Below are 22,094 nucleotides of genomic sequence, written 5' to 3' on the forward strand. Positions count from 1 at the left end.
TGTTCTACAGCTTGCCGTTGCGCTGCTGGACCATCATGAAGGTGTCGTAATTGTATTCGGCGACCTGCGCCCAGAGATAGTGCTCCTTGCGGAAGCCCTTGATCGATTCCCAGATCTTCTTGAACGGCGCGTTCGAGGCCTCCATTTCGGCATAGACCTCGTTGGCCTTTTCGAAGCAGGCGGCCATGATGTCCTGGCTGAACGGACGCAGCTTGGCGCCGCCGGCCACCAGCCGTTTCACCGCTGGAGGGTTCACATAGTCGTATTTCTGCAGCATGTCGGCGTCGGTGGCCTGTGCGGCGGTGCGCAGCAGCGATTTGTAGGCCGGCGACAGTTCTTCGTACTTCGCCTTGTTGAACATCAAATGCACGGTCGGCCCGCCTTCCCACCAGCCGGGATAGTAGTAATAGGGCGCGACCTTGTAGAAGCCGAGCTTCTCGTCGTCATAGGGGCCGACCCATTCGGCGGCGTCGATGGTGCCTTTTTCCAGCGCCGGATAGATGTCGCCGCCGGCGATCTGCTGCGGCACGACGCCGAGCTTCTGCACCACCTTGCCGGCGAAGCCGCCGATGCGCATCTTGAGGCCCGAGAGGTCGGCGACCGTGTTGATTTCCTTGCGGAACCAGCCGCCCATCTGGACGCCGGTGTTGCCGCCTGGCAGGCCGAAGAGACCTTGCGTGGCGAGGAACTCATTGAACAGGTCGATGCCGCCGCCATGGTAGTGCCAGGCATTCATGCCGCGCGCGTTGAGCGAAAAGGGTACCGCGGCACCCAGCGCCCATGTCGGGTCCTTGCCCCAGTAATAATATGCCACCGTGTGGCAGGCCTCGACTGTGCCGGCCGTGGTGGCGTCGGCGGCCTGCAGGCCGGGCACGAGTTCACCGGCGGCAAAGACCTGGATCTGGAAATTGCCGTCAGTGGCTTCCGACAGCATCTTGGAGAACACCTCGGCGCCGCCATAGATGGTGTCGAGCGACTTCGGGAAGGACGACGCCAGCCGCCATGTCACCTTGGGATTTGACTGGGCTATTGCCGGGGCCGCAAGCGTTGCCGCCGCCGCCGCGGCGCCGACGCCGGTCACGCCGGCCTTGCGGATGAATGAACGACGATCCATGCAGTTCCTCCCTTTTGGATCAACAGACCGACATCCGGGAAATCCTCGAGCTCCCGCATCGGTTGGCCGAAACAATACACAGCCGAGAAGTCTAGTCCAGCACGGCGGTCTGATTTGGTAACCAAGCCATGCGGCCCTGCAACTATAGTCTAACAGGGGATTTCGTGGCCCATGCGACACGCTGAAACTTGGCATGGAAAAATGCCCGGGGATCGCCTATTTTGGAGGCAGAACATCCCCTGCCAGATGGAAAACAGACCCAAAATGCACCAGCCGCTCGTCGCCATATCGACCGACGTCCGTCAGTTCGACAACTACACCTGGCATGCCGCCCCGCAGCAATATCTGGAAGCGGCGGTTGCCGGAGCCGGCGTGTTCCCGCTGCTGGTGCCGTCCTTCGGCGACAGGCTCGACTTCGACGAACTCTTGTCCTCGGTCGACGGCGTCATGGTCACCGGCTCGAAATCCAACGTGCACCCCTCGCTCTACGGCGGCGATGCCAGCGAAGCCAACGGTCCCTATGATCCGGCGCGTGACGCCACCACGCTGCCGCTGATCCGCAGGGCGATCGAGCGCGGTGTGCCGCTGCTTGCCATTTGCCGCGGCATCCAGGAACTCAATGTCGCGCTCGGCGGCACGCTGGGCACCGAGATCCAGGAACGCGAGGGTTCGCTCGACCACCGCGCGCCGGTGAGCGACAAGCAGGATGAGCGCTTCGCCATCCACCAGACCATTTCGATCAAGCCGGGCAGCTGCCTGGCCGGCGTGTTCGGCGCCGGTGAGATCAAGGTCAATTCCTTGCACCGCCAGGCGATCGACCGGCTCGGGTCGAAGCTCGAGATCGAGGCTGTCGCCACCGACGGCACGGTCGAAGCGGTTTCGGTCAAGGGCGCCCGCGCCTTCGCCGTCGGTGTCCAGTGGCATCCGGAGTACTGGGTCAACTCGGACAGCAACTCGGCCAAGATCTTCCGCGCCTTCGGCGACGCGGTGCGTTTGCACGCCGCCGCCAAAGCTGGCTCGCGGGCAGCGGCGGAGTAATCAGTCTCCGGTCCTGCGCTCGCCCGCCAGCGACAGCAAGGGCGCGGCCGGGGCATAGGATTCGTAACCGTCGCCATCGGCCACGGCGAAGGTGACGATCGGATCGATGCCGTTGGCGCTGAAGGCGACCGTGCCGTCATTCTGTTCGCGCCAGAACTTTGCCCGTTCTATGCCAGGCATCAGACGACGGCATGTCGGAGCAACAGTGAGCAGGGACAGGCGATCCGAAATCTCGGCCCCGCGGCTCACCGCGCAGGTCCCCTCATTGCCATTGGCGACCAGCCTGTAGGTGTTGGACGGCGTGACCTCTTTGGCGACGCTCTGCCCATTGCCGTCATGAAACAGTTGAACGCCGCCAAACAAGGCGACGGCGGCAATCAATGCGGAAAGCGTTTTCATCATTCTTCATCCACGCGAACGCGCAGGATGAAGAATGATTTCAAAGGGTTAAGCCGGCGTTAATAAATGTGGCAAATCGCCGGTCAGCCACGTGCCTTCACATGCGCCGTCTCGGGCACCGGCGTCTGCGGCCGGCGCTCGGTGAACCAGGATACCAGATTGTCGACGCACAGATCGGCCATGGCGCGGCGCGTGTGCTCCGAGGCCGAGCCGACATGCGGCAACAGGGAGGCGTTGGAGGCGTCGAGCAAGGCCTTGGGCACGTTGGGTTCGTCGGCGAAGACATCGAGCCCGGCGGCGGCGATGGTGCCGTCGGCAAGGGCTGCCGCGAGTGCTGCCTCGTCGACCGTGCTGCCGCGGCCGATATTGACGAAGACGCCGTTGGCGCCAAGCGCCGACAGGATCTCGGCATTGACCGCCTTCTGCGTCGAAGCCCCGCCAGGCGCCACCGAAATCAGCGTATCGACCGCTTCCGCCAGACCCTTCAGCGTCGGATGATACTCGTAGGCAAGACCCTCGACCCGACGCCGGTTGTGATAGGCGACGGGCAGGCCGAACGCTTCAAGTCGCCGGGCAATGGCCTGTCCGATGCGGCCCATGCCGAAAATCCCGACGCGACGCGCGCGCAAGGTCAGCCGGCTCAGCGGATAGTTGCCCTTGCGAACCCAGCTGCCGTCACGCAGCCAGTTTTCCGCGCGTGGCAGGTCCCGGATCGTGTTGATCAACAGGCCGATCGCGGTGTCGGCGACCTCCTCGGTCAGCACGTCGGGCGTGTTGGTGACCATGATGTTCTTCGCCGCGGCATGGCCGACATCGACCGAATCATAGCCGACGCCGAAGGAGGCGATGAGTTCGAGATGGGGCAGCGCATCCATCATTGCCGCGCTGATGCCGGCAAAGGAGGCAATGCCGCGCACCGTGCGGCGCATCTCGTCGGTTACCAGCGCCGGATCGGCGCGCTCGATCCTGACCTGTTTGAAGGTACGGTCGATGCGCCGGACGGCATGGTCGCTGAAGTCCGCCGGCACCAGAATGGCGACGGCTTGCAGTTCTTCGGCCTTGGTCATGCCCGCTCCACCGGCTTGCCGGTCGACTGGCGCACATGCAGTTCCGGCTTGATCAATTCCTGCGAGGGCCGCACCGTCTGCCCGTTGAGCTTGTCGAGCAGCGCGCTGGCGGCGCGGCGGCCGACCTCGCGCTGGCCGTTCCAAACGGTGGTCAGCGCCGGCGTGGCGATCGCCGCCTCCTCGAGATCGTCATAGCCGGTGACGGAAATGTCGACGCCCGGCACCAGGCCAGCGCGCGCAATGCCGTTCATCAGGCCAATGGCGACAAGGTCGTTCCAGCAGCATGCGGCGGTCGGCCTGTCCTTCAGCGCCAGGAACTGCCCGGCGGCCTCGAAGCCGGCCTGTTTGGTGCGCGGGCCGGCGATGCGCCAGGACGGCCTGACTTCAAGCCCGGCAGCCTCCATGGCGTTGACATAGCCCTGGTAGCGGTCGCGGCCGGTGGAAGTCTGGTCGGTGCCGCCGATCATGGCGATGCGCTTGTGGCCGAGCGAGATCAGATGGTTGGTGGCAAGCCCGGTGCCGTAGGAATCGTCGCCGCGAAACACCGGCACGTCGGCGCCCTCGACGGTGCGCGCGATCAGCACCGCCGGCAGGCCGTTCTCCTCGGCCATCAGGATGTCCGCGGCCGGGGTGCCGATGGCCGGCGACATGATGACGCCGTCGGCGCCGAGCTGCAGCAGCGTGTCGATGAAGGTGCGCTGCTTTTCGAGCTGGTCGTAGTGATTAGACAGGATGAAAGTCTGCCGGCTGCGGTCGAGTTCGCTTTCGATCGAGCGCAGGATTTCGGCGAAGAACGGGTTCATGATGTCGTGCACGACGACGCCGACAATGCCCGAGCGCGAGGTGCGCAGGCTGGCGGCGCGGCGATTGTAGATATAGCCGATGGCGCGCGCATGTTCCTTGATGCGGTCGCGCGTCGAGCCGGCAACCAGCGGACTGTCGCGCAGCGCCAGCGACACGGTGGCCGTGGACACGCCGAGTGCATCGGCGATCGTCGAAAGCTTGATTTTTTGTGCCAGCGCCTTGCGCCCCCCGAACGAACTGTATTGGGACCTAAACAGTTTAAAGGCGGCGTTATGCCACCGATCGGGGGCAAATCAAAGTTTTTTTGCCAGCGCCTCGGCCTCGACATCGGAGGCCGCGCGGCTCCGCAGCCGCAGCCGGTGCTCGCGGTGGACGATGTAGAGGCCGCTGGCGACGATGATCGCGGCGCCGACCAGCGTCCAGCGGTCCGGGAACTGCTTGAAGACGATCCAGCCGGAAATGATCATCCAGACCATCTGCGAATAGGGATAGGGGGCGAGCGCCGTGGTGGTTGCCAGCCGGTAGGCCTGCACCAGCAGCCAGTGCCCGACACCGCCGAACACGCCAAGCATGAGCAGGACGAACCAGTGCCAGCCATCATGCGGCAGGGAGAAGGAAAACGGCAGCATGGGCAGAAGCAGCACCGTCGGCGCCAGTGCGGAAAACAGGATCAAGCTTTCCGACGTCTCGGTCGACGACATGCGCCGCGTCATGATCACGTAGAAGCAGTTCCACAGCATCGAGCCGAGTGCGAAGAGATGCCCGATGCCGAAGACGCCGACACCTGGCCTTGTGATGATCAGGACCCCGGCGAAGGCGGCCAGGATGGCCAGCCAGCGCCGCCAGCCGGCCCATTCGCCGAGCAGCGGGCCGGCAAGCGCGGTGATCACCATCGGCCCGAAGAAATAGATCGACGTCGTCTCGGCCAGCTGCAGGGAGCGCAGGGCCAGGATGTTGCACATGGTCGAGCCGAACAGGAACACGCCGCGCAGCACATGCGCCGGCAGGTTGACCGGGCGAAACCGCATCGGATCGCGCCAGCCGCGCAGGAGGGTGCCGACCAGAACGACATGCACGGCAAAGCGCACCCAGGCGACGATCAGCGCGGAGACGCCGGCCAGGACGAGATATTTGCTCGAGGTGTCGAGGAAGGTGAAGAAGATATAGGTGGTGAGCATGCACAGGATCGCCACCGGCGGCGTCGCGCTCTCGACATATCTTTGGGAAGCATTCACGTGCAGGCCGGGGAAAAGCGGGGCTGGAGCCCACCTTTGCGGGAATTGTAGCGTGCCGGCAAGCCAATTGTCGGCCGCGGCCGCGCGCCTGAGCTCGCTGGCACAACAATAGAAGCCGCCAGGCTTAGTCCAGGCTTCCCACGCTATGCCTGCATGCGGGCGCCTTTGGTGATCTTGTCGACCACCTTCTTCTCGGCGCGCAGCGCGATGCCGACCACCTTGGCATCTTCAGGCGCGAACTCCGCAAAGACGGCGCGGTTGGCGGCATCGAAGCCGGTGGAAAACATCTCCTCGACATAGAGCGACGTCGTCACGCCGCGCTCCAGCGCGCGCCGATGGATCGTTGCGAGCGTCGTCTGGTCGGCCGACAGCACGATGACCGGCTGGATCGACAGGGGATTGTAGAGATTGCCTGAGCGGTCGCGATAGGGCTCGCCGATGATGTCGGGAAACTGCGCGACGACGCCGCTGGTCAAAAAGGCGGTGACGTTGAGTTTCTGCCAGACGGGCAAGTCTTCCTGCAGCACGATTGCAAATTTCGTATCGAACATGAGAAAATGGACCATTCGAGGTTGTGCCCCGATTGCGGGGCTGAAAGAGACGATGTCGTTCGAACTAGACCGGCAGGCCTTCGAGGGTCTTGGACGTTTGTGCGCCGAGGCGGCGGAGAACTGCATCATCTCCGCACCCGACCCCGCCGGCATGGAGCGGATCGAGGCGCGCTTTCACGGCAGCGCCTTCGACCTGCATCGTCATGACACTTACGCGATCGGGGTGACGCTGCAGGGCGTGCAGACCTTTCGCTATCGCGGCGCGACGCGGTCAAGCCTGCCTGGGCAGATCATCGTGCTGCATCCCGACGAACTGCATGATGGCGGCGCCGGCACCGAGGACGGATTGCGCTACAGGATGCTCTATCTCGAACCGTCGCTGATGCTTGACTGCCTTGGCGGCGCATCCCTGCCCTTTGTCAGGGATGCGGTGGTGAGGGACGACGCCTTCTGCACGACGCTGCTTTCAGCGCTGGGGCCGCTGCAGCAGGAACTCGACGAGCTGTTCGTCGACGATTTCCTCACGCAACTGATGCACGGCCTGGCACGCCATGCCGGCCAGCCGGCAAAGCCGATGGCGAGGACGGCGTGGCGGGCGGCGGCGCTGGCGCGGGACTATCTGACGGAGAACGCAACGCGGGCCGTGCGCTCCGGCGAACTGGAGGCCGTCACCGGGCTCGACCGCTATGCCTTGTCGAGGCATTTCCGCGCCGCCTTCTCGACCAGCCCGCATCGTTTCCTGGTGATGCGCCGGCTTCAGCGCGCGCGGCGGATGATGGCCGCCGGCGAGCCCCTGGCGCAGATCGCGGTGGAGGCCGGCTTCACCGACCAGAGCCACTTCAACAGGCAATTCAAGAAAGCGTTCGGCATGACGCCGGGACGCTGGTCCTCACTGATCCGGGACTCGGCCCCGGCGGCGGCCTGATCAGTCGTCCGACTCGGCGTCGTCGTCGATCAGCTCCAGCTCCTCGTTGGAGAGGTTGGCCTCGATGCGGGCCAGCAGCTTGAACAGCGCCTTCTGGTCCTTCTTGTCGAGGCCCTTCAGCGCCTGCTTTTCGGTCTTCTTGACCGACTTCTCGATGGCGCGGATGGTTTCGCGGCCGCTGTCGGTGAGGAAGATATGGGCCTGGCGGGCATCGGCCTCGGAGGCGCGCTTTTCCAGAAAGCCCTGCGCCTGCAGCCGGTTGATGGTCTTGGTGATGGTGGGCGGGCGAACGCCCAGGCGACCAGCCAGATTGCCGGGCGTCTGGCCGTCCTCGCGGTCGAGCGCCAGCATGATCTGATCCTGGCCGGCATAGAAGCCGTGCGCCAGGAGCCGGGCCGCCAGCGCGGTTCTTGCCAGCCTGGCCGCAGAATGCAGCCGGCTCATTGTTGCAGTCTTGTCCGCCTTGGCCATGGTCATCCCTCTTCGGCCATACCGGTGGCGACAGCATAGACGCAGCCGGCCGGTTGGCAATCGACGATAAAAAGAATCCGGCGCATGAAACAGCTTTGCCGGCAAGCATTGCGGTGCCCGCCGTGGCTAATGCCAGATGTTTATTTCAGTTAGATGACAAACGACTTTTCGCCGCACAGGAATCGCCGCAAGGGCGGGGCGCGCGGGGCATGAGACGCGTTTTGCTCACCAGCAAGGCGCGCTCCCATGGCCGTCCGGCATGCCAATATCCCAGTGGCCGGCCCGACAGCTTTGGCCCATCGGTTTGCCCCGTGCAAAAGCCCCGCACACATCCTATATGGAACCGACAACCCCTTTTTCGTGGCCTGGATTTCAAGGCCCAGTCATCTCGAGGCAAGCCATGAGCGACGCACAGACGCAGATTCCCGTAACCGTTCTCACCGGCTATCTCGGCGCCGGCAAGACGACGCTGCTCAACCGCATCCTGTCGGAGAACCATGGCAAGCGTTACGCGGTCATCGTCAACGAATTCGGCGAAATCGGCATCGACAACGACCTGATCGTGGAATCCGACGAGGAAATCTACGAGATGAACAATGGCTGCGTCTGCTGCACGGTGCGCGGCGACCTGATCCGCGTCGTCGAAGGCCTGATGCGCCGGCCCGGCCGCTTCGACGCCATCGTCGTCGAGACCACCGGTCTCGCCGATCCGGTGCCGGTTGCGCAGACCTTCTTCATGGACGACGATGTGCGCTCCAAGACCAAGCTCGATGCGGTGGTGGCGCTGGTCGATGCCAAGCATCTGCCGCTCAGGCTTAAGGATTCCAAGGAAGCCGAGGACCAGATCGCCTTCGCCGATGTCGTCGTGCTCAACAAGACCGACCTCGTCACCCCCGAAGAGCTCGCCAAGGTCGAGGCGACCATCCGCGCCATCAATCCGGCGGCCAGGATCCATCGCACGACGCGCGCCGGCGTCGCCCTGTCGGAAGTGCTCGACCGCGGCGCCTTCGATCTTGCCCGCGCACTGGAAAACGACCCGCATTTCCTCGAGGCGCATGACGACCACCATCATCATGGCCACGACCACGATCATCACGACCATGACCATCATGATCATGACGGGCATGACCATCATCACCACGACCACGCGCATCCGTCCGACATCCACGACGTGACGGTGCAGTCGGTGTCGCTGCGCGGTGGCGAGATGGACCCGAAGAAGTTCTTCCCATGGATCGAGAAGATCACCCAGATGGAAGGCCCCAACATCCTGCGGCTGAAGGGCATCATTGCCTTGAAGGGCGATGATGAGCGCTACGTCATCCAAGGCGTGCACATGATCATCGAGGGCGACCACCAGCGCGCCTGGAAGGTCGGCGAGAAGCATGAGAGCCGGCTGGTGTTTATCGGCCGCGAACTCGACGCCGAGCGGCTGAAGAAGAGTTTTGACGCCTGCCAGGCGGCTTGATTTCCTGACTTTATGGCGCTAGCGCTGCCCCTTCTTCCTTCTCCCCTTGTGGGAGAAGGTGGCCTCGCGAAGCGAGGTCGGATGAGGGGTGTTCCAGCTTGGCACTGACGGCGTTCGGTCACACACCCCTCATCCGGCTCGGCGCTACGCGCCGATCCACCTTCTCCCACAAGGGGAGAAGGTTGGCGCCACACCTGGCCGCGCTGGCGCCTTCTTGGGGTTGGCGACAAATTTCATTGGAATGGTTCTGATGCCCACAGTTGCCCCCCTCGACCTCGAAGGCCATTGCGTTGCCGCCGTCTTCCTTGGCGACGTGCCGCATTTCGCGCTGGCCGACGGCGCCATCCATCGGCTCGACAACGGCCACAAGACGGTACAGGCCAATGATGGGCTGCTGGCCGCCTTCCACGATGCGGCCAACGACCGGCTGATTACCGGCGGCGAGGATGGCAAGGTGTTTGCCATCAAGGCAGGCGGCGATGCCCAGGACGTGGCGAGCGCCGGCAAAAAGTGGATCACCAGCGTTGCCGCCGGGCCGCAGGGCGCCATCGCCTATGCCACGGGCAAGACCGCTTTCGTGCGCTTCGCCGATGGCAAGACCAGGGAATTTGCCCATCCGCGCTCGGTCGAGGGGCTGGCGTTTTCGCCCAAGGGCATGCGCTTCGGTGTCGCCCGCTATAATGGCGCGACGCTGCACTTCCCGGCCGCCGAGGGCAAGCCGGTGGAGCTCGAATGGGCCGGCGCCCATACCGGCATTACCTTCTCGCCGGACGGCGCCTTCCTCGTCACCACCATGCAGGAAAATGCCCTGCATGGCTGGAAGCTCGCCGACGGCAAGCACATGCGCATGACCGGCTATCCCGGCAAGGTCAAAAGCCTGTCATGGAGCGTCAAAGGCAAATGGCTGGCGAGCTCCGGGGCACCGGCGGCGATCGTCTGGCCGTTTTCGGGCAAGGACGGGCCGATGGGCAAGGCGCCGCTGGAACTCGGCACGCGCGGCAACACGATGGTGACCTCGGTTGCCTGCCATCCAAGCCAGGATGTCGTCGCCATCGGCTACGAGGACGGGATGGTGATCGCCGCACGCTTCGCCGACTCCAAGGAAGTGCTGTTGCGCCGGCAAGGCAAGGGCGCCATCACCTCGATGATGTGGGACAAGGAAGAACGTCGCATCGCCTTCGGCAGTGCGGCCGGTGATTGCGGCGTCATCGACATCACGGCCTGATCTCACCGCGCCTGCGTAGCCAGCCGAACAGGTTTCCGCCGCAGCGACAGCCCATCGCGCATGTTGAGCGACAGCAGTGCGATATTCGTGGCGCCGGCTAGCAGTTCGATCGCCTGGACGATCGTGAAAAGATTGTCGAAGCGGCCGGCCGTGGCAAAGCTGCTGAGCAGGTAGGCCGAGGGCACGAGCACCAGCAATCCATTGGCGGCGATGATGCGCATGCGCCACTTCTTGCGTGCCACGGCCGGGCTCTTCCAGCCCTTGCCGAGCGAGAAGCCCGACGCGCCGGCGATGATCATCGCCGGGATGAGCACCGCCATGCCGGCCAGCACAGAGTTTTTGACCGTTGCGATCGCGGCCGTGTCCCCGAGCAGTTCAACCGTTGCCGTCGACAGCCAGAACACAGAAACCGTGATGAGCGCGACGGCGCCCGCCGCCGCATGAATTCTGGTTTTCACTTTCATCTCCATAGCAAGCTATATATCATTGCATAGCATGCTATTCAACTATTATCTGGCGGGCATGACATTTCAGAAGGAACGATCCGCCGGATTCCTGGCCAACCACATGGCGCGGTTGTTTGCCAACGGGCTGCAGCAGCGCATCCGGCCGCTCGGCCTGGCGCCCGCCCAGTTCATGACGCTGCTGGCGCTGTGGGATGAAGATGGCCTGACGCAACGCGAACTCGTGCAGCGCCTCAACGTGGAACAGGCGACGATGGCCAACACGCTGATCCGCATGGAACGTGACGGGTTGATCGAACGACGCCTGCACCCCGAAGACGGCCGCTCGCAGTCGATCCACCTCACCGCGAAAGCCGTGGGCCTGCGCGAACCGGCGACGCAGGCCGCGCGCTCACAGAACGAGGTGGCACTGACCGGCTTCAGCGAGGAGGAGCGGCTGGTGTTTCTCGACCTGATGCGACGCGCCATCGCCTCGATGCAGGCAGGCTGACACGATCGACCGGCGAGCCTACTCGGCCCCGCACGATACCTTGCCTGTTAACTCCACCGGCTTGCCGTCCTTCTCCGTGTCGGCGGCATTGTCGTAGACGGCAAGCGTGTACTGGCCGTCATAGACGCCTTCGTCGCTGGCCTTGGTCAGGATCGTCAGTTCGACCGAATTGAAGGCGTTTGCCACCTCGTGCTCGTGGTAGATGTTCAGCCGCAGTTCCTTGTCGTCGAGCCAGTACTGAGTCAGGTTGGAATCCTCGAACACCGTCTTGCGCAATCCATCGCCAGCCGGTCTCGCCTTGATTTCGAGATCGCCGCGGAAGTTGAAGGTCGGGCCGCCCATGCCCCTGGTGACGCCGGCGCCGACGTCGAATGTCACCGCCGTATCGTCGACGTTGCACCAGATGCCGCCCGAGGCGAAGGCCGCGCCGGTCGAGACCAGAAGCATTGCCGCGCAGATGATCGTGCGCATTTTTGTGTTCCCCCACACCGATTCCCACTCACATTGGCGCTGACTTCGGCAGCACGGTCAAGCGCCATAGGAAAGGCTGAGCCAATGCAGGGCAAGCGCGCGGCCAATTGCGGTTGCGGACATGGATTGGCTAAGAGGGACGGACGAGAGGGGTTTTCATGCACAGCAACGACAGTTCAAAGACGTCCATCGGTGGCATCAGCCGCGAGCGCATCGCGCACTTGCGCGAGACCGAAGGCGCAGCCTTCCGCAAGGCGCGGCCGAAATCGCAAGCCAAGGTCGGCAACGGCCTGCCGGGCTTCTTCGGCGGCGTGCCGATGCACTGGATGAACGACTGGCCGACGCCATTTCCGATCCTGGTCGACAGCGCCAAAGGCGCTGCGATCACCGACATAGACGGCAACAGGCTCGACGATTTCTGCCTTGGCGACACCGGCTCGATGTTCGGCCATTCGCCGCCGCCGGTGGCGCGCGCGATCCGTCGCCAGGCCGGACGCGGCCTGACCTATATGCTGCCTTCGGAAGACGCGCTTGCCATCGGGCCTTTGCTGCAGCAGCGTTTCGGCCTGCCGTTCTGGCAGATCGCGACGACGGCGACCGACGCCAACCGCTTCGCGCTGCGCGTTGCCCGTGCCGTCACGGGGCGCGAAAAGATCCTGGTCTTCAACGGCTGCTATCACGGCTCGGTCGACGAGACGATGGTGCGGCTGATCGACGGCAAGCCGGTCAACCGGCCAGGTCTGGCGGGCGAGTTCCGCGACCTGACCCGCACGGCCAAGGTCATCGAGTTCAACGACATTGCGGCGCTTGAAGCAGCGCTCAAGGACAGGGATGTCGCCTGCGTCATCGCCGAGCCGGTGCTGACCAATTCGTGCATGGTGCTGGCCGATCCCGGCTTCCATGACGCGCTGCGCAGGCTGACGCGCGCGACCGGTACGCTGCTCCTGATCGACGAGACACACACGATCTCGACCGGCCCAGGCGGCTACACCAGAAAATACGGTCTGGACCCGGACTTCTTCGTGCTGGGCAAGCCGATCGCCGGCGGTGTGCCGGCAAGTGTGTGGGGCATGAGCGACGAGGTCGCCTCGCGCTACGTCGACTACAACAGGACCAAGGAGCCCGGCTATTCCGGCATGGGCACGACACTGTCGGCCAACCCGCTGCAGTTCGCGGCGATGCGCGCCACGCTGGAAGAGGTGATGACGGCGGAGAATTATGACCGCATGGATCATCTGGCGCGGCGTCTGGATGCCGGGCTGACCGGGGTGATCGACCGTTACAATCTGCCCTGGCATGTGGCCCGCGTCGGTGCGCGCGTCGAGTTCATCTGCGCACCCGGCCCGTTGCGCAATGGCGCGCAAGCCGAGACCGCGCATGCGCCGGAACTGGAGGCCGCCATCCATGTCGCGCTGGTCAATCGCGGCGTGCTGATCGCGCCCTTCCACAACATGATGCTGATCTCGCCGGCGACCAAAGGCGCCCAGGTCAACCGGCTGATCGCCGCCTTCGGCGCGGTTGCGGCGAAGCTTGCGGCATGAGACAAGCGGCCATGGACAATGCCATCGTGACCTCACCGTCGGGGTCTTCGCCCACCGAGGCGCAAGCTTTTCTCGACGCCCATCCCGAGATCGAAGCCTTCGATATCGTGCTGACCGACGCCAATGGTGTCGGCCGCGGCAAGATCGTGCGCCGGCATGAGCTGAAAAGCATTTTCGAGGGCGGCCGGCATATGCCGATCTCCATTCTCGGCCTCGACATCACCGGCGAGGACGTGCACGAGACCGGGCTGATCTGGACCACCGGCGACGGCGACCTCAGGGCATGGCCGATCCCCGGCACGTTGGTGCCGCTCTACGGCACCAACCCGCCGCGCGGCCAGGTGCTGATGGCGATGTACCATCTCGATGGCCAGCCCATGTCGTCGGACCCACGCTTGGCTCTGGCCCGGCAGGTCGACATATTGGCGGCCAAGGGGCTTTACCCGGCCGGCGCCTTCGAACTGGAATTCTTCCTGCTGGCCAACGAGCGCGATGCCGAGGGCAAGGTGCAGCCGGCGCGCGCCGTGCTCGATGGCCGTGCCTCGGGCAAGACGGAAGTCTATTCGGTCGACCATCTGCATGGCATGGAGCCGCTGTTCTCCGACATCTATGCCGCCGCCAAGGCGCAAGGCATTCCGGCCGAGACGGTGATATCGGAATATGCGCCGGGCCAGTACGAGCTGACGCTGAACTACCGCAAGGATGTGATGCGGGCGGCCGACGACCTTGTCATGCTGAAGCGTCTGGTGCGGGCGCAGGCGCGCCGCCATGGCGTGACCGCATGTTTCATGGCCAAGCCGATCGAGAAATATGCCGGTTCGGGCATGCACTTCCATGTTTCGCTGCAGGACAAGGCCGGCCGCAACGTCTTTGCCGAAGCCGGCGGCGAGAGCTGGTCGCTGCCCCTGTTGCAAGGGCTTGGCGGCCTGATCCAGACGATGGCGGAATCGATGCTGGTGTTTGCGCCGCACGCCAATTCCTGGCGGCGTTTCGTTTCGCAATCCTATGCGCCGGTGGCGCCGACCTGGGGCGTCAACAACCGTTCGGTGGCGCTGCGCGTGCCGGCGGGCGACGCCAGGAACCGGCGCATTGAGCACCGGCCGTCCGGCGTCGACGCCAATCCCTATCTGATCGCCGCAACGGTGCTCGCCGGCATCATCAAAGGCCTCGACGAAGGGCTCGATCCCGGTCCTGAGACGACCGGCAATGGTTATGAAGCGGCCGTCACGCGCACGACGATGCCCGCCGATTGGCGCGCAGCAATCGAAGCGGCCAAGGCCTCCAGCTTCCTGAAAGGCGCGCTCGGCGAGGATCTGCACCGCACTTTCGTGGCGATCAAACAATCCGAATATCTGCGCGTGGCGCGCACCGTCAGCGAACTGGATTATCATCTCTACCTGCACGAGGTGTGACGACAGGATGGGCGGCGATCACTTTTTTCGCCGCCTATGTCAAATGAGGTAGCGCGGCAGGGTTTCAGAACATATCATGAACGAATGAGCGCTCTCATCGTCCGTGAAAAGTTGGCAATCCTGTCCGATGCCGCCAAATATGATGCTTCCTGCGCCTCATCCGGCTCGGCGAAGAAGGATTCGCTTAAATCCGGCGGCATCGGTTCCACCGAAGGCATGGGCATCTGCCATTCCTACGCGCCGGACGGCCGCTGCATTTCGCTGCTGAAAATCCTGCTCACCAATTTCTGCATCTACGATTGCAGCTATTGCATCAACCGCTCGTCCTCGAATGTGAAGCGCGCCCGTTTCAGCATCGATGAGGTGGTGAAGCTGACCATGGATTTCTACCGGCGCAACTATATCGAGGGCCTGTTCCTGTCCTCGGGCGTCATCCGCTCGCCGGATGAAACCATGGGCGAGATGGTCGAGGTGGCGCGGCGGCTGCGGCTGGAGGAAAAGTTCTCCGGCTATATCCATCTGAAGACCATTCCGGAAAGCTCTGCCGAACTGGTCGAGAAAGCCGGCCTTTATGCCGACAGGCTGTCGATCAATGTCGAACTGCCGACCGATGAAGGCGTCAAGAAACTGGCTCCGGAAAAGAAGCCCGAAACCATCCGCCTTTCGATGGCCAGGCTGCGCCAGAAAATGGAGGAAAAGGCCGAGCCGACGCTGAGGACCAAGAAGCGCGAGCGCTTCGCCCCGGGCGGCCAGTCGACGCAGATGATCGTCGGCGCCGACAAGACATCCGATGACGGCATATTGCACACCAGCGCGCGGCTCTATGGCAGCTATCATCTGCGCCGCGTTTACTACTCGGCCTTCAGTCCGATACCGGACTCCTCGTCGTCCCTGCCGCTGCAGAAACCGCCGCTGATGCGCGAACACCGGCTTTATCAGGCCGACTGGCTGATGCGGTTCTATGGGTTCTCGCAGCCGGAAATCCTGGCCGGGAGCAGCGACGGCATGCTCGACCTTGCCATCGACCCCAAACTCGCCTGGGCGCTACGCAATCGCGGGCAGTTCCCGGTCGACGTGAACCGGGCAGACCGCGAGGCCCTGCTGCGCGTGCCCGGCCTCGGCACCAAGGTGGTGGCGAAAATCCTGGAGACCCGCCGGCACCGAAGGCTGCGGCTTGAAGATGTCGGGCGGATTTGCCAGTCGATCGCCAAGCTCAGGCCGTTCATCATCGCCGAAGGCTGGTCGCCGGGAACGCTCACCGACAAGCCGGGCTTGCGCGACAAGATCGTGCGCTCCTGCGAACAACTTTCGCTGTTTTGACCATGCGGCCGGCCGAGCTCAATCTTGTCCGATACAGTGTCAGGCTTGAAAGCGAAACCGACTTTTCGGGCTGGCGCGACGCGGCACGGCGGCTGGCGTTGAACGAGATCAAGCCCGAAGACATCAGCTGGCATGTCGCGGCCGGCTCCGGCCAGCCGCCTGGCGATTTGCCAGCCGTGCCTGCAGGGGCGCAACTGGCGGTACCGCGCGATTTCATCGCGCGTGCCGAGACCGCCTTCTCCCATTCTGACCCCTCCCGGTTCGCCTTTCTCTACCGGCTGCTGTGGCGGCTGCGTAGTGAGCCCAAGCTGCTGGCGATCGCATCCGATCCCGACACCAGGCGGCTCGAGGCGATGGAAAAGGCGGTGCGGCGCGACAGCCACAAGATGCATGCCTTCGTCCGCTTCCGGAAGATCGGCGAAGGAGACGAGGAGCGTTATGTCGCCTGGTTCGAGCCCGATCATTTCATCGTCGAGCGCAATGCGGATTTCTTCGTCAGGCGCTTCACCGGCATGCGCTGGACGATCCTGACGCCCTATGCCTCCGCCGACTGGGACGGCGAAAGGCTGGCGATCGGGCCGGGCGCGGCCAAGGGCGATGCGCCTGATCAGGACGATACCGAGGCGCTGTGGCGCACCTATTTCGAGAACATCTTCAATCCGGCGCGGCTGAAGGTGAAGGCCATGCAGAAGGAAATGCCGAAGAAATATTGGCGGAACCTTCCCGAGGCCTCGCTCATTCCAGATCTGATCGCAGGAGCGGACAAGGCCGCCAAGGAAATGATCGCCAGAATGCCGACAACGCCCGCACCGCATCACGCCAAGGTGCAGGCAAAGCATTGGCCCAGGCGTGAACCGACACAATCGCCGAATGATGACGACGCCGGCAGCATTTCAGAGTTGCGCGAGGCCGCGAAAGGCTGCCGCCGCTGTCCGCCTTGGCGCGATGCGACGCAGACCGTGTTCGGCGAAGGGCCTGACAATGCGAAGGTCATCTTCGTCGGCGAACAGCCCGGCGACCAGGAGGATCTCGCCGGCAAACCTTTCGTCGGCCCCGCCGGCAAGGTGTTCGACGCCATCCTCGATGACGCTGGCGTGGACCGGCAAAAGGTCTACGTCACCAACGCGGTCAAGCACTTCAAATTCGCGCCGCGCGGCAAGCGCCGCATCCATTCCAAACCGAATGCCGGCGAAGTACAGGCCTGCCGCTGGTGGATCGACAGGGAATTCGCGCTGATCAAGCCGGAGCTTGCCGTGGCGCTCGGCGCAACGGCTGCCTTGTCATTGCTGGGTAAAGCTATTCCGGTGACGAAAATGCGCGGCCAGGTGATCGAGCGCGAGGATGGGCTGAGGGTCTTCATCACCATCCATCCCTCCTTTATCCTGCGCATTCAGGAGCCAGCGGAGAAGGAAGCGGAGCGCGAGCGGTTTTTGACCGATATGAGAGAGGTGAGGCGGTTGATGGCCGCGTGATCTGGTTGTCGGTCGGCGCCGCCCCTCATTGCCCTGCCGGGCATTTCTCCCCGTATAGTGACGGGGAGAAAGACGCTGTCTTCGCGCTTTCGCCAATCTCCAACGTTTCTCATGAAGGGCGCGAAGGCGGACCTAGCTCCCTTCTCCCCGTCCCTATACGGGGAGAAGGTGCCGGCAGGCGGATGAGGGGCAGCGCCAACGTTTGTGCAGAGTAACTGCGACGCGCGCTACCGGACCAGTATCGCCCTCAAATCATTGACATTCGTGCCGGTCGGCCCCGGCACGAAGAGATCGCCGACCGCGTTGAACGCCGTCCAGGCATTGTTGCCGGCCAGCATCGCCTTGGCGTCGACGCCGGCCGCGCGCATGCGCGACACGGTCGAGCCGTCGGCGAAAGCCCCGGCATTGTCTTCCGAGCCGTCGATGCCGTCGGTGTCGGCGGCCATCGCGTGAATGCCTTGCACGCCGTGGATGCCGATGGCGAAGGCGAGCAGGAATTCCGAATTGCGGCCGCCCTTGCCTTTTGCGCGCAAGGTCACTGTCGTTTCGCCGCCCGAGAGAATGAGCACCGGCTTCGCAAAAGGCCGGTTGCGCGTCGCGACTTCGCGCGCGATGGCCGCGTGGACGCCGCCGACCTCACGCGCTTCGCCCTCGATGGCATCGGAGAGGATGACGGCTTCTATGCCTTGCCGTTTGGCTTCGGCAGCCGCTGCTTCCAGCGACACGCCTGCCGAGGCGATCAGATGCACCTCGTTGCGCGAAAAGCGCCGATCGCCGGGATCCGGCGCATCGGCCGCCGGCGACTTGATATGCGCCATCACCGAGGCCGGCAGCTTCATGCCATAGGCGGATATCGACGCCAGCGCGTCTTCCCGGCTGCCGGTGTCAGGGACCGTCGGCCCAGAGGCGACGAGGGCCGGGTTGTCGCCGGGAATGTCGGAGATCACCAGCGACACCACCCTGGCCGGCCAGGCGGCGGCGGCCAGGCGGCCGCCTTTGATGGTGGAGACATGCTTGCGGATGGTGTTCATCGCCGCGATCGGCGCGCCGGAGGCAAGCAGCGCCTCGTTGACGGCGATCTCGTCGGCCAGGGTCAGCCCGGCGGCAGGCGACGGCAACAGTGCCGAACCGCCACCGGAAATCAGCGCCACGACCAGATCGTCCTCAGTGAGACCCTGGACCTTGGCGAGAAGACGGCGCGAGGCCTCGAGGCCGGCGGCGTCCGGCACCGGATGCGCCGCTTCGATGATCTCGATGCGCTCGCATTTTGCGCCATAGCCGTAGCGGGTGACGACCAGCCCTTCGATCGGCCCGTCCCAGACCTTCTCGAAGGCAGCCGCCATCTGCGCCGAGCCTTTGCCGGCACCGATGACGATGGTGCGGCCCTTTGGCCTGGCCGGCAGATGATCCCTGATCGTCCGTTCCGGATCGGCGGCAGCGACGGCGGCGTTGAAGATCGAGGTGAGGAAAGCCTTGGGGTCGAGCACGGTCATTCGGGTTCCGCAGCCAGCGCCAGCCCACGCTTGTCTACCCCCAGGTGATCGCACAGCGCATCGACGACAACACCATGATCCTCGCGCTCCGGCAGCCCGGAAACCGCGATCACGCCGATGACGCCGGCGCCCTTGACCGTCACCGGAAAACCGCCGCCGGCGAGCACATAGTCCGAGATGTCGAGGCCCTCGCCGATCTTGAAGGCGCGGTCGGGGCGCTGCTGCTCCAGGACCATGCGATAGGTGCTTCTGAGAAATCGCCTGACGACATTGATCTTGCGCCGCGCCCAATCGGGATTGGAAGCATTCGACCCCGGCATGGCCGCATAGAACAGAGGGCGGTCCCACAGCCTGATGTCGACGATGATGGGCAGGTTTTCGGCGAGCGCGCGATCGCGGATGGCAGAGCCGATCTTGAAGGCGACGGCCTCATCGAAGGCGGGAAAGACCAGCGTCTCTTCCTGTTTCCGGATCAGAGCGATGTCGTCCGCAGCGGCCATGTCGTTCCCCTGTCAACTTCGCCGCACGCTTTGACCGATGGCTGCCGCCGGGTCAAGCAATGAACGCATCTGGCGCTCAATTCGCCATGTCGCTCTTGGCCGCCCGCCCCGCGACATAGACCTCGCGCACCGCGCGGTCATCGCCCAGCGTCTGCAGCAGGAACAATTCCTGCGCCAGCGTCTGCGCCGTTTCCATCCTGAGCCGCATCGCCGGCGTCGCTCTGGCATCGAGCACGACGATGTCGGCGTCGGTGCCTTCATCCAGCGTACCGATCTTCTGCACCACCGACAGCGCCTCGGCATTTCCGCGCGTGATCTGCCAGAAGGACTGGAAGGGATTGAGCTTCTCGCCGTTCAGCGCGATCACCTTGTAGCCTTCGTCCATGGTGCGCAGCATGGAATAGTTGGTGCCGCCGCCGACATCGGTGGCGGCAGCTATGCGCAGCGGCTTTTCCCGGCGCCGGAAGCGCTGGTAGTCGAACAGGCCGGAGCCGAGGAAAAGATTCGAGGTCGGGCAGAACACCGCCACCGAGCCACTGTCCGACAGCGCGTCCGCCTCGCGTTCCGACAGATGGATGCAGTGGCCGAACAGGCTGTTTTTGCCCAGCAACCCGTAATGTTCGTAGACGTCGGTGTAGTCGCGCGACCAGGGGTAGAGCTGTTGCGTGAAGGCGATCTCGGCGTGGTTTTCCGACAGATGCGTCTGCATGTGCAGATCGGGATGCTCGCGGCAGAGCGCGCCGGCCATCTCCATCTGCTCCGGCGAGGAGGTGATGGCGAAGCGCGGCGTGATGGCATAGTGCTGGCGCCCCTTGCCGTGCCACTCCTCGATCAGCGCCTTGGTGTCGTCATAGCCGGATTGCGGCGTGTCGAGCACGCCCTCGGGGGCATTGCGGTCCATCATCACCTTCCCGGCGATGTTGAGCATGTTGCGGTCATGCGACTCGGCGAAAAAGGCTTCCGCCGAAGCCTTGTGCACCGAGCAATAGGCGGTGACCGTCGTGGTGCCGTGCCGCACCATCTCGTCGAGGAACAGCCGCGCGATGCGGCGGCCATGCTGGGCGTTGGCGAACTTCGTCTCTTCCGGGAAAGTATAGGTGTTCAGCCAGTCGAGCAGTTCGGCGCCATAGGAGGCGATGACCTGCATCTGCGGGAAATGCACATGGGTATCGATGAAGCCCGGCAGCAGAAGGTGCGGCCGGTGATCGATCTTTTTCACCCCTTCGCCGGCTTGTTTCTCGACATCGGCGTAGGCACCGGCTGCGACGATCCTGCCGTCGCGGATCAGCAGGCCGCCATCCTCCTCGTAGCGCCAGGCCGAATGGTCGTCGATGGTTTCGGGCCAGCGCACGAAGGACAGCGTGCGGCCGCGCAGAAGTGTCGAACTCATGCTTATTTCCCCGCACCTTCGAACCAGGCCACCAGCAGCGCCCGTTCCTTGTCGGTGATCTGGCTGACATTGGCGGGCGGCATGGCGTGGCTGCGGCCGGCCTGCAGATAGATCTCGCGGGCATGGTTGGCGATATCAGCGTCGGTGTCGAGCACCACGCCCTTCGGCGCGTGATAGATGCCTTCATAGACCGGTTCCTGCGCATGGCACATCGAGCAGCGGCCAAGCACGGTGTCGCGCACCGCCGGGAAATGCGCCGAGGCAATGTAGACCTCGGCCGAGGCGGAGGCCTTGGGCTCGCCGGTCAGCACCTTCGGCGCGGTCGACAGCCAGATGATGATGATGAACAGGACAAGGGCGCCGAGCCAGGTCCAGTGCGGGTTGCCGGCACGTTTGTGCACGGTGTTGAAATAATGCCGGATCAAGACGCCGATGATGAACACCAGCGAGGCGATGACCCAGTTGAACTGCGTGCCGAACGCCAGCGGATAGTGGTTCGACAGCATCAGGAACAGAACGGGCAGCGTCAGATAGTTGTTGTGAAGCGAGCGCTGCTTCGCGATCTTGCCGTATTTCGGGTCGGGCTTGCGGCCGGCGATCAGGTCGGCGACGACGATCTTCTGGTTGGGGATGATGACCATGAAGACGTTGGCCGACATGATCGTGGCGGTGATGGCGCCCAGATGCAGGAAGGCGGCGCGGCCGGTGAACAAATGCGTCAGCCCCCAGGCGATGAACACCAGCACGCCGTAGAGCACCAGCATCAGGCCGGTGTCGCTTTTGCCGAGCGGCGAGCGGCAGAGCAGATCATAGACCACCCAGCCGACGCCGATCGTGGCCATGGACAAAAGTATGCCGACCGGCACCGACATTGGCAGCACGTTGGGGTCGATCAGGAACAGGTCGGCGCCGGCATAGTAGACCACGCACAGCATGGCGAAGCCGGACAGCCAGGTGGCGTAGGATTCCCATTTGAACCAGGTCAGGTGTTCCGGCATCTCGGCCGGCGCCACCAGATATTTCTGGATGTGGTAGAAGCCGCCGCCATGCACCTGCCATTCCTCGCCGAAGGCGCCGACGGGCATGCCCGGACGCTGGCGCAGGCCGAGATCGAGCGCGACGAAATAGAAGGACGAGCCGATCCAGGCGATGCCGGTGATGACATGCAGCCACCGAACGGCAAAGCTCACCCAGTCCCAGAAAATCGCGAAATCCATCATTGAAGTCGTCCCTGCCGATTGGCT

Annotated in this window: 22 protein-coding genes; 9 read left to right on the forward strand and 13 right to left on the reverse strand. The window is 64.0% G+C overall.

What is annotated here, in order from left to right:
* Positions 1-4: 4 nt before the first annotated feature.
* A complete protein-coding gene (locus tag AC1DPX_RS02110) occupies positions 5-1,114 on the reverse strand; it encodes a TRAP transporter substrate-binding protein (protein WP_202356611.1) in 1,110 nt (369 codons plus the stop codon).
* A gap of 264 nt (positions 1,115-1,378) precedes the next feature.
* On the opposite strand from AC1DPX_RS02110, the gene AC1DPX_RS02115 reads away from it, so the two are divergent.
* Positions 1,379-2,152 carry a gamma-glutamyl-gamma-aminobutyrate hydrolase family protein gene (locus AC1DPX_RS02115; protein ID WP_032933969.1) on the forward strand — a complete coding sequence of 258 codons (774 nt, stop codon included), beginning with the start codon at positions 1,379-1,381 and terminating at the stop codon, positions 2,150-2,152.
* Here the strand turns inward: AC1DPX_RS02115 and AC1DPX_RS02120 are convergent, their stop codons facing one another.
* From AC1DPX_RS02120 to AC1DPX_RS02140, 5 genes are all read right to left on the reverse strand, one after another.
* Entirely contained in the window at positions 2,153-2,551 is a 399-nt protein-coding gene (locus tag AC1DPX_RS02120; RefSeq protein ID WP_202356612.1) for a hypothetical protein, read from the reverse strand.
* Between the two features lie 83 nt (positions 2,552-2,634).
* Complete coding sequence (locus AC1DPX_RS02125) at positions 2,635-3,618, reverse strand: 2-hydroxyacid dehydrogenase (protein WP_477234265.1); 984 nt, start codon at positions 3,616-3,618, stop codon at positions 2,635-2,637.
* The gene (locus AC1DPX_RS02130; protein WP_202359227.1) at positions 3,615-4,637 is read right to left on the reverse strand and encodes a LacI family DNA-binding transcriptional regulator; all 1,023 of its coding nucleotides are present in this window, start codon (positions 4,635-4,637) and stop codon (positions 3,615-3,617) included. The genes AC1DPX_RS02125 and AC1DPX_RS02130 overlap by 4 nt, the downstream gene beginning before the upstream one ends.
* Before the next feature lie 78 nt (positions 4,638-4,715).
* Positions 4,716-5,657, reverse strand: a complete 942-nt coding sequence (locus tag AC1DPX_RS02135; RefSeq protein ID WP_477234267.1) for a DMT family transporter — start codon at positions 5,655-5,657, stop codon at positions 4,716-4,718.
* Positions 5,658-5,800: 143 nt separating this feature from the next.
* Positions 5,801-6,208: a DUF2000 family protein gene (locus AC1DPX_RS02140; protein WP_477235719.1), complete on the reverse strand. Its 408-nt coding sequence runs from the start codon at positions 6,206-6,208 to the stop codon at positions 5,801-5,803.
* A 52-nt stretch (positions 6,209-6,260) separates the two neighbouring features.
* Between AC1DPX_RS02140 and AC1DPX_RS02145 the strand changes: the two genes are divergently transcribed.
* Entirely contained in the window at positions 6,261-7,133 is an 873-nt protein-coding gene (locus AC1DPX_RS02145) for an AraC family transcriptional regulator (RefSeq protein ID WP_477234269.1), read from the forward strand.
* Here the strand turns inward: AC1DPX_RS02145 and AC1DPX_RS02150 are convergent, their stop codons facing one another.
* A complete protein-coding gene (locus AC1DPX_RS02150) occupies positions 7,134-7,604 on the reverse strand; it encodes a MarR family winged helix-turn-helix transcriptional regulator (protein ID WP_096452889.1) in 471 nt (156 codons plus the stop codon).
* Between the two features lie 400 nt (positions 7,605-8,004).
* On the opposite strand from AC1DPX_RS02150, the gene AC1DPX_RS02155 reads away from it, so the two are divergent.
* Complete coding sequence (locus AC1DPX_RS02155) at positions 8,005-9,072, forward strand: CobW family GTP-binding protein (RefSeq protein ID WP_477234270.1); 1,068 nt, start codon at positions 8,005-8,007, stop codon at positions 9,070-9,072.
* Positions 9,073-9,322: 250 nt separating this feature from the next.
* On the forward strand, positions 9,323-10,297 hold the full coding sequence (locus tag AC1DPX_RS02160; protein ID WP_477234272.1) for a WD40 repeat domain-containing protein: 975 nt from the start codon (positions 9,323-9,325) through the stop codon (positions 10,295-10,297).
* Positions 10,298-10,299: 2 nt separating this feature from the next.
* On the opposite strand, the gene AC1DPX_RS02165 is transcribed toward AC1DPX_RS02160, so the two are convergent.
* Complete coding sequence (locus tag AC1DPX_RS02165; protein WP_477234274.1) at positions 10,300-10,761, reverse strand: hypothetical protein; 462 nt, start codon at positions 10,759-10,761, stop codon at positions 10,300-10,302.
* Between the two features lie 58 nt (positions 10,762-10,819).
* Between AC1DPX_RS02165 and AC1DPX_RS02170 the strand changes: the two genes are divergently transcribed.
* On the forward strand, positions 10,820-11,251 hold the full coding sequence (locus AC1DPX_RS02170; protein WP_477234276.1) for a MarR family winged helix-turn-helix transcriptional regulator: 432 nt from the start codon (positions 10,820-10,822) through the stop codon (positions 11,249-11,251).
* A gap of 18 nt (positions 11,252-11,269) precedes the next feature.
* Here AC1DPX_RS02170 and AC1DPX_RS02175 read toward each other — a convergent pair whose 3' ends face one another.
* Complete coding sequence (locus AC1DPX_RS02175; RefSeq protein ID WP_477234278.1) at positions 11,270-11,722, reverse strand: hypothetical protein; 453 nt, start codon at positions 11,720-11,722, stop codon at positions 11,270-11,272.
* Between the two features lie 158 nt (positions 11,723-11,880).
* Between AC1DPX_RS02175 and AC1DPX_RS02180 the strand changes: the two genes are divergently transcribed.
* The 4 genes from AC1DPX_RS02180 (at position 11,881) to AC1DPX_RS02195 (ending at position 17,467) form a co-directional block, all read left to right on the forward strand.
* Positions 11,881-13,263, forward strand: a complete 1,383-nt coding sequence (locus AC1DPX_RS02180; protein ID WP_477234280.1) for an aspartate aminotransferase family protein — start codon at positions 11,881-11,883, stop codon at positions 13,261-13,263.
* A gap of 11 nt (positions 13,264-13,274) precedes the next feature.
* Positions 13,275-14,675, forward strand: coding sequence for a glutamine synthetase family protein (locus tag AC1DPX_RS02185; protein WP_477235721.1), 1,401 nt, complete (start codon positions 13,275-13,277; stop codon positions 14,673-14,675).
* An 84-nt stretch (positions 14,676-14,759) separates the two neighbouring features.
* A complete protein-coding gene (locus tag AC1DPX_RS02190; RefSeq protein ID WP_202356622.1) occupies positions 14,760-15,995 on the forward strand; it encodes a putative DNA modification/repair radical SAM protein in 1,236 nt (411 codons plus the stop codon).
* A 2-nt stretch (positions 15,996-15,997) separates the two neighbouring features.
* On the forward strand, positions 15,998-17,467 hold the full coding sequence (locus AC1DPX_RS02195) for a UdgX family uracil-DNA binding protein (protein WP_477234282.1): 1,470 nt from the start codon (positions 15,998-16,000) through the stop codon (positions 17,465-17,467).
* Between the two features lie 227 nt (positions 17,468-17,694).
* Here the strand turns inward: AC1DPX_RS02195 and AC1DPX_RS02200 are convergent, their stop codons facing one another.
* The 4 genes from AC1DPX_RS02200 to AC1DPX_RS02215 all read right to left on the reverse strand — a co-directional run bounded on the left by AC1DPX_RS02200 (position 17,695) and on the right by AC1DPX_RS02215 (position 22,070).
* Complete coding sequence (locus AC1DPX_RS02200) at positions 17,695-18,960, reverse strand: glycerate kinase type-2 family protein (RefSeq protein ID WP_477234284.1); 1,266 nt, start codon at positions 18,958-18,960, stop codon at positions 17,695-17,697.
* Positions 18,957-19,460 (reverse strand): heme-degrading domain-containing protein, encoded by a 504-nt coding sequence (locus AC1DPX_RS02205; protein ID WP_477234286.1) that lies wholly within the window; start codon positions 19,458-19,460, stop codon positions 18,957-18,959. Before AC1DPX_RS02205 ends, AC1DPX_RS02200 begins: the two co-directional genes overlap by 4 nt.
* A gap of 76 nt (positions 19,461-19,536) precedes the next feature.
* Entirely contained in the window at positions 19,537-20,850 is a 1,314-nt protein-coding gene (gene guaD / locus AC1DPX_RS02210) for a guanine deaminase (protein ID WP_477234288.1), read from the reverse strand.
* Between the two features lie 2 nt (positions 20,851-20,852).
* Positions 20,853-22,070: a urate hydroxylase PuuD gene (locus tag AC1DPX_RS02215; protein WP_477234289.1), complete on the reverse strand. Its 1,218-nt coding sequence runs from the start codon at positions 22,068-22,070 to the stop codon at positions 20,853-20,855.
* Positions 22,071-22,094 lie beyond the last annotated feature (24 nt).

Source organism: Mesorhizobium sp. 01N446 (genome assembly GCF_056399285.1).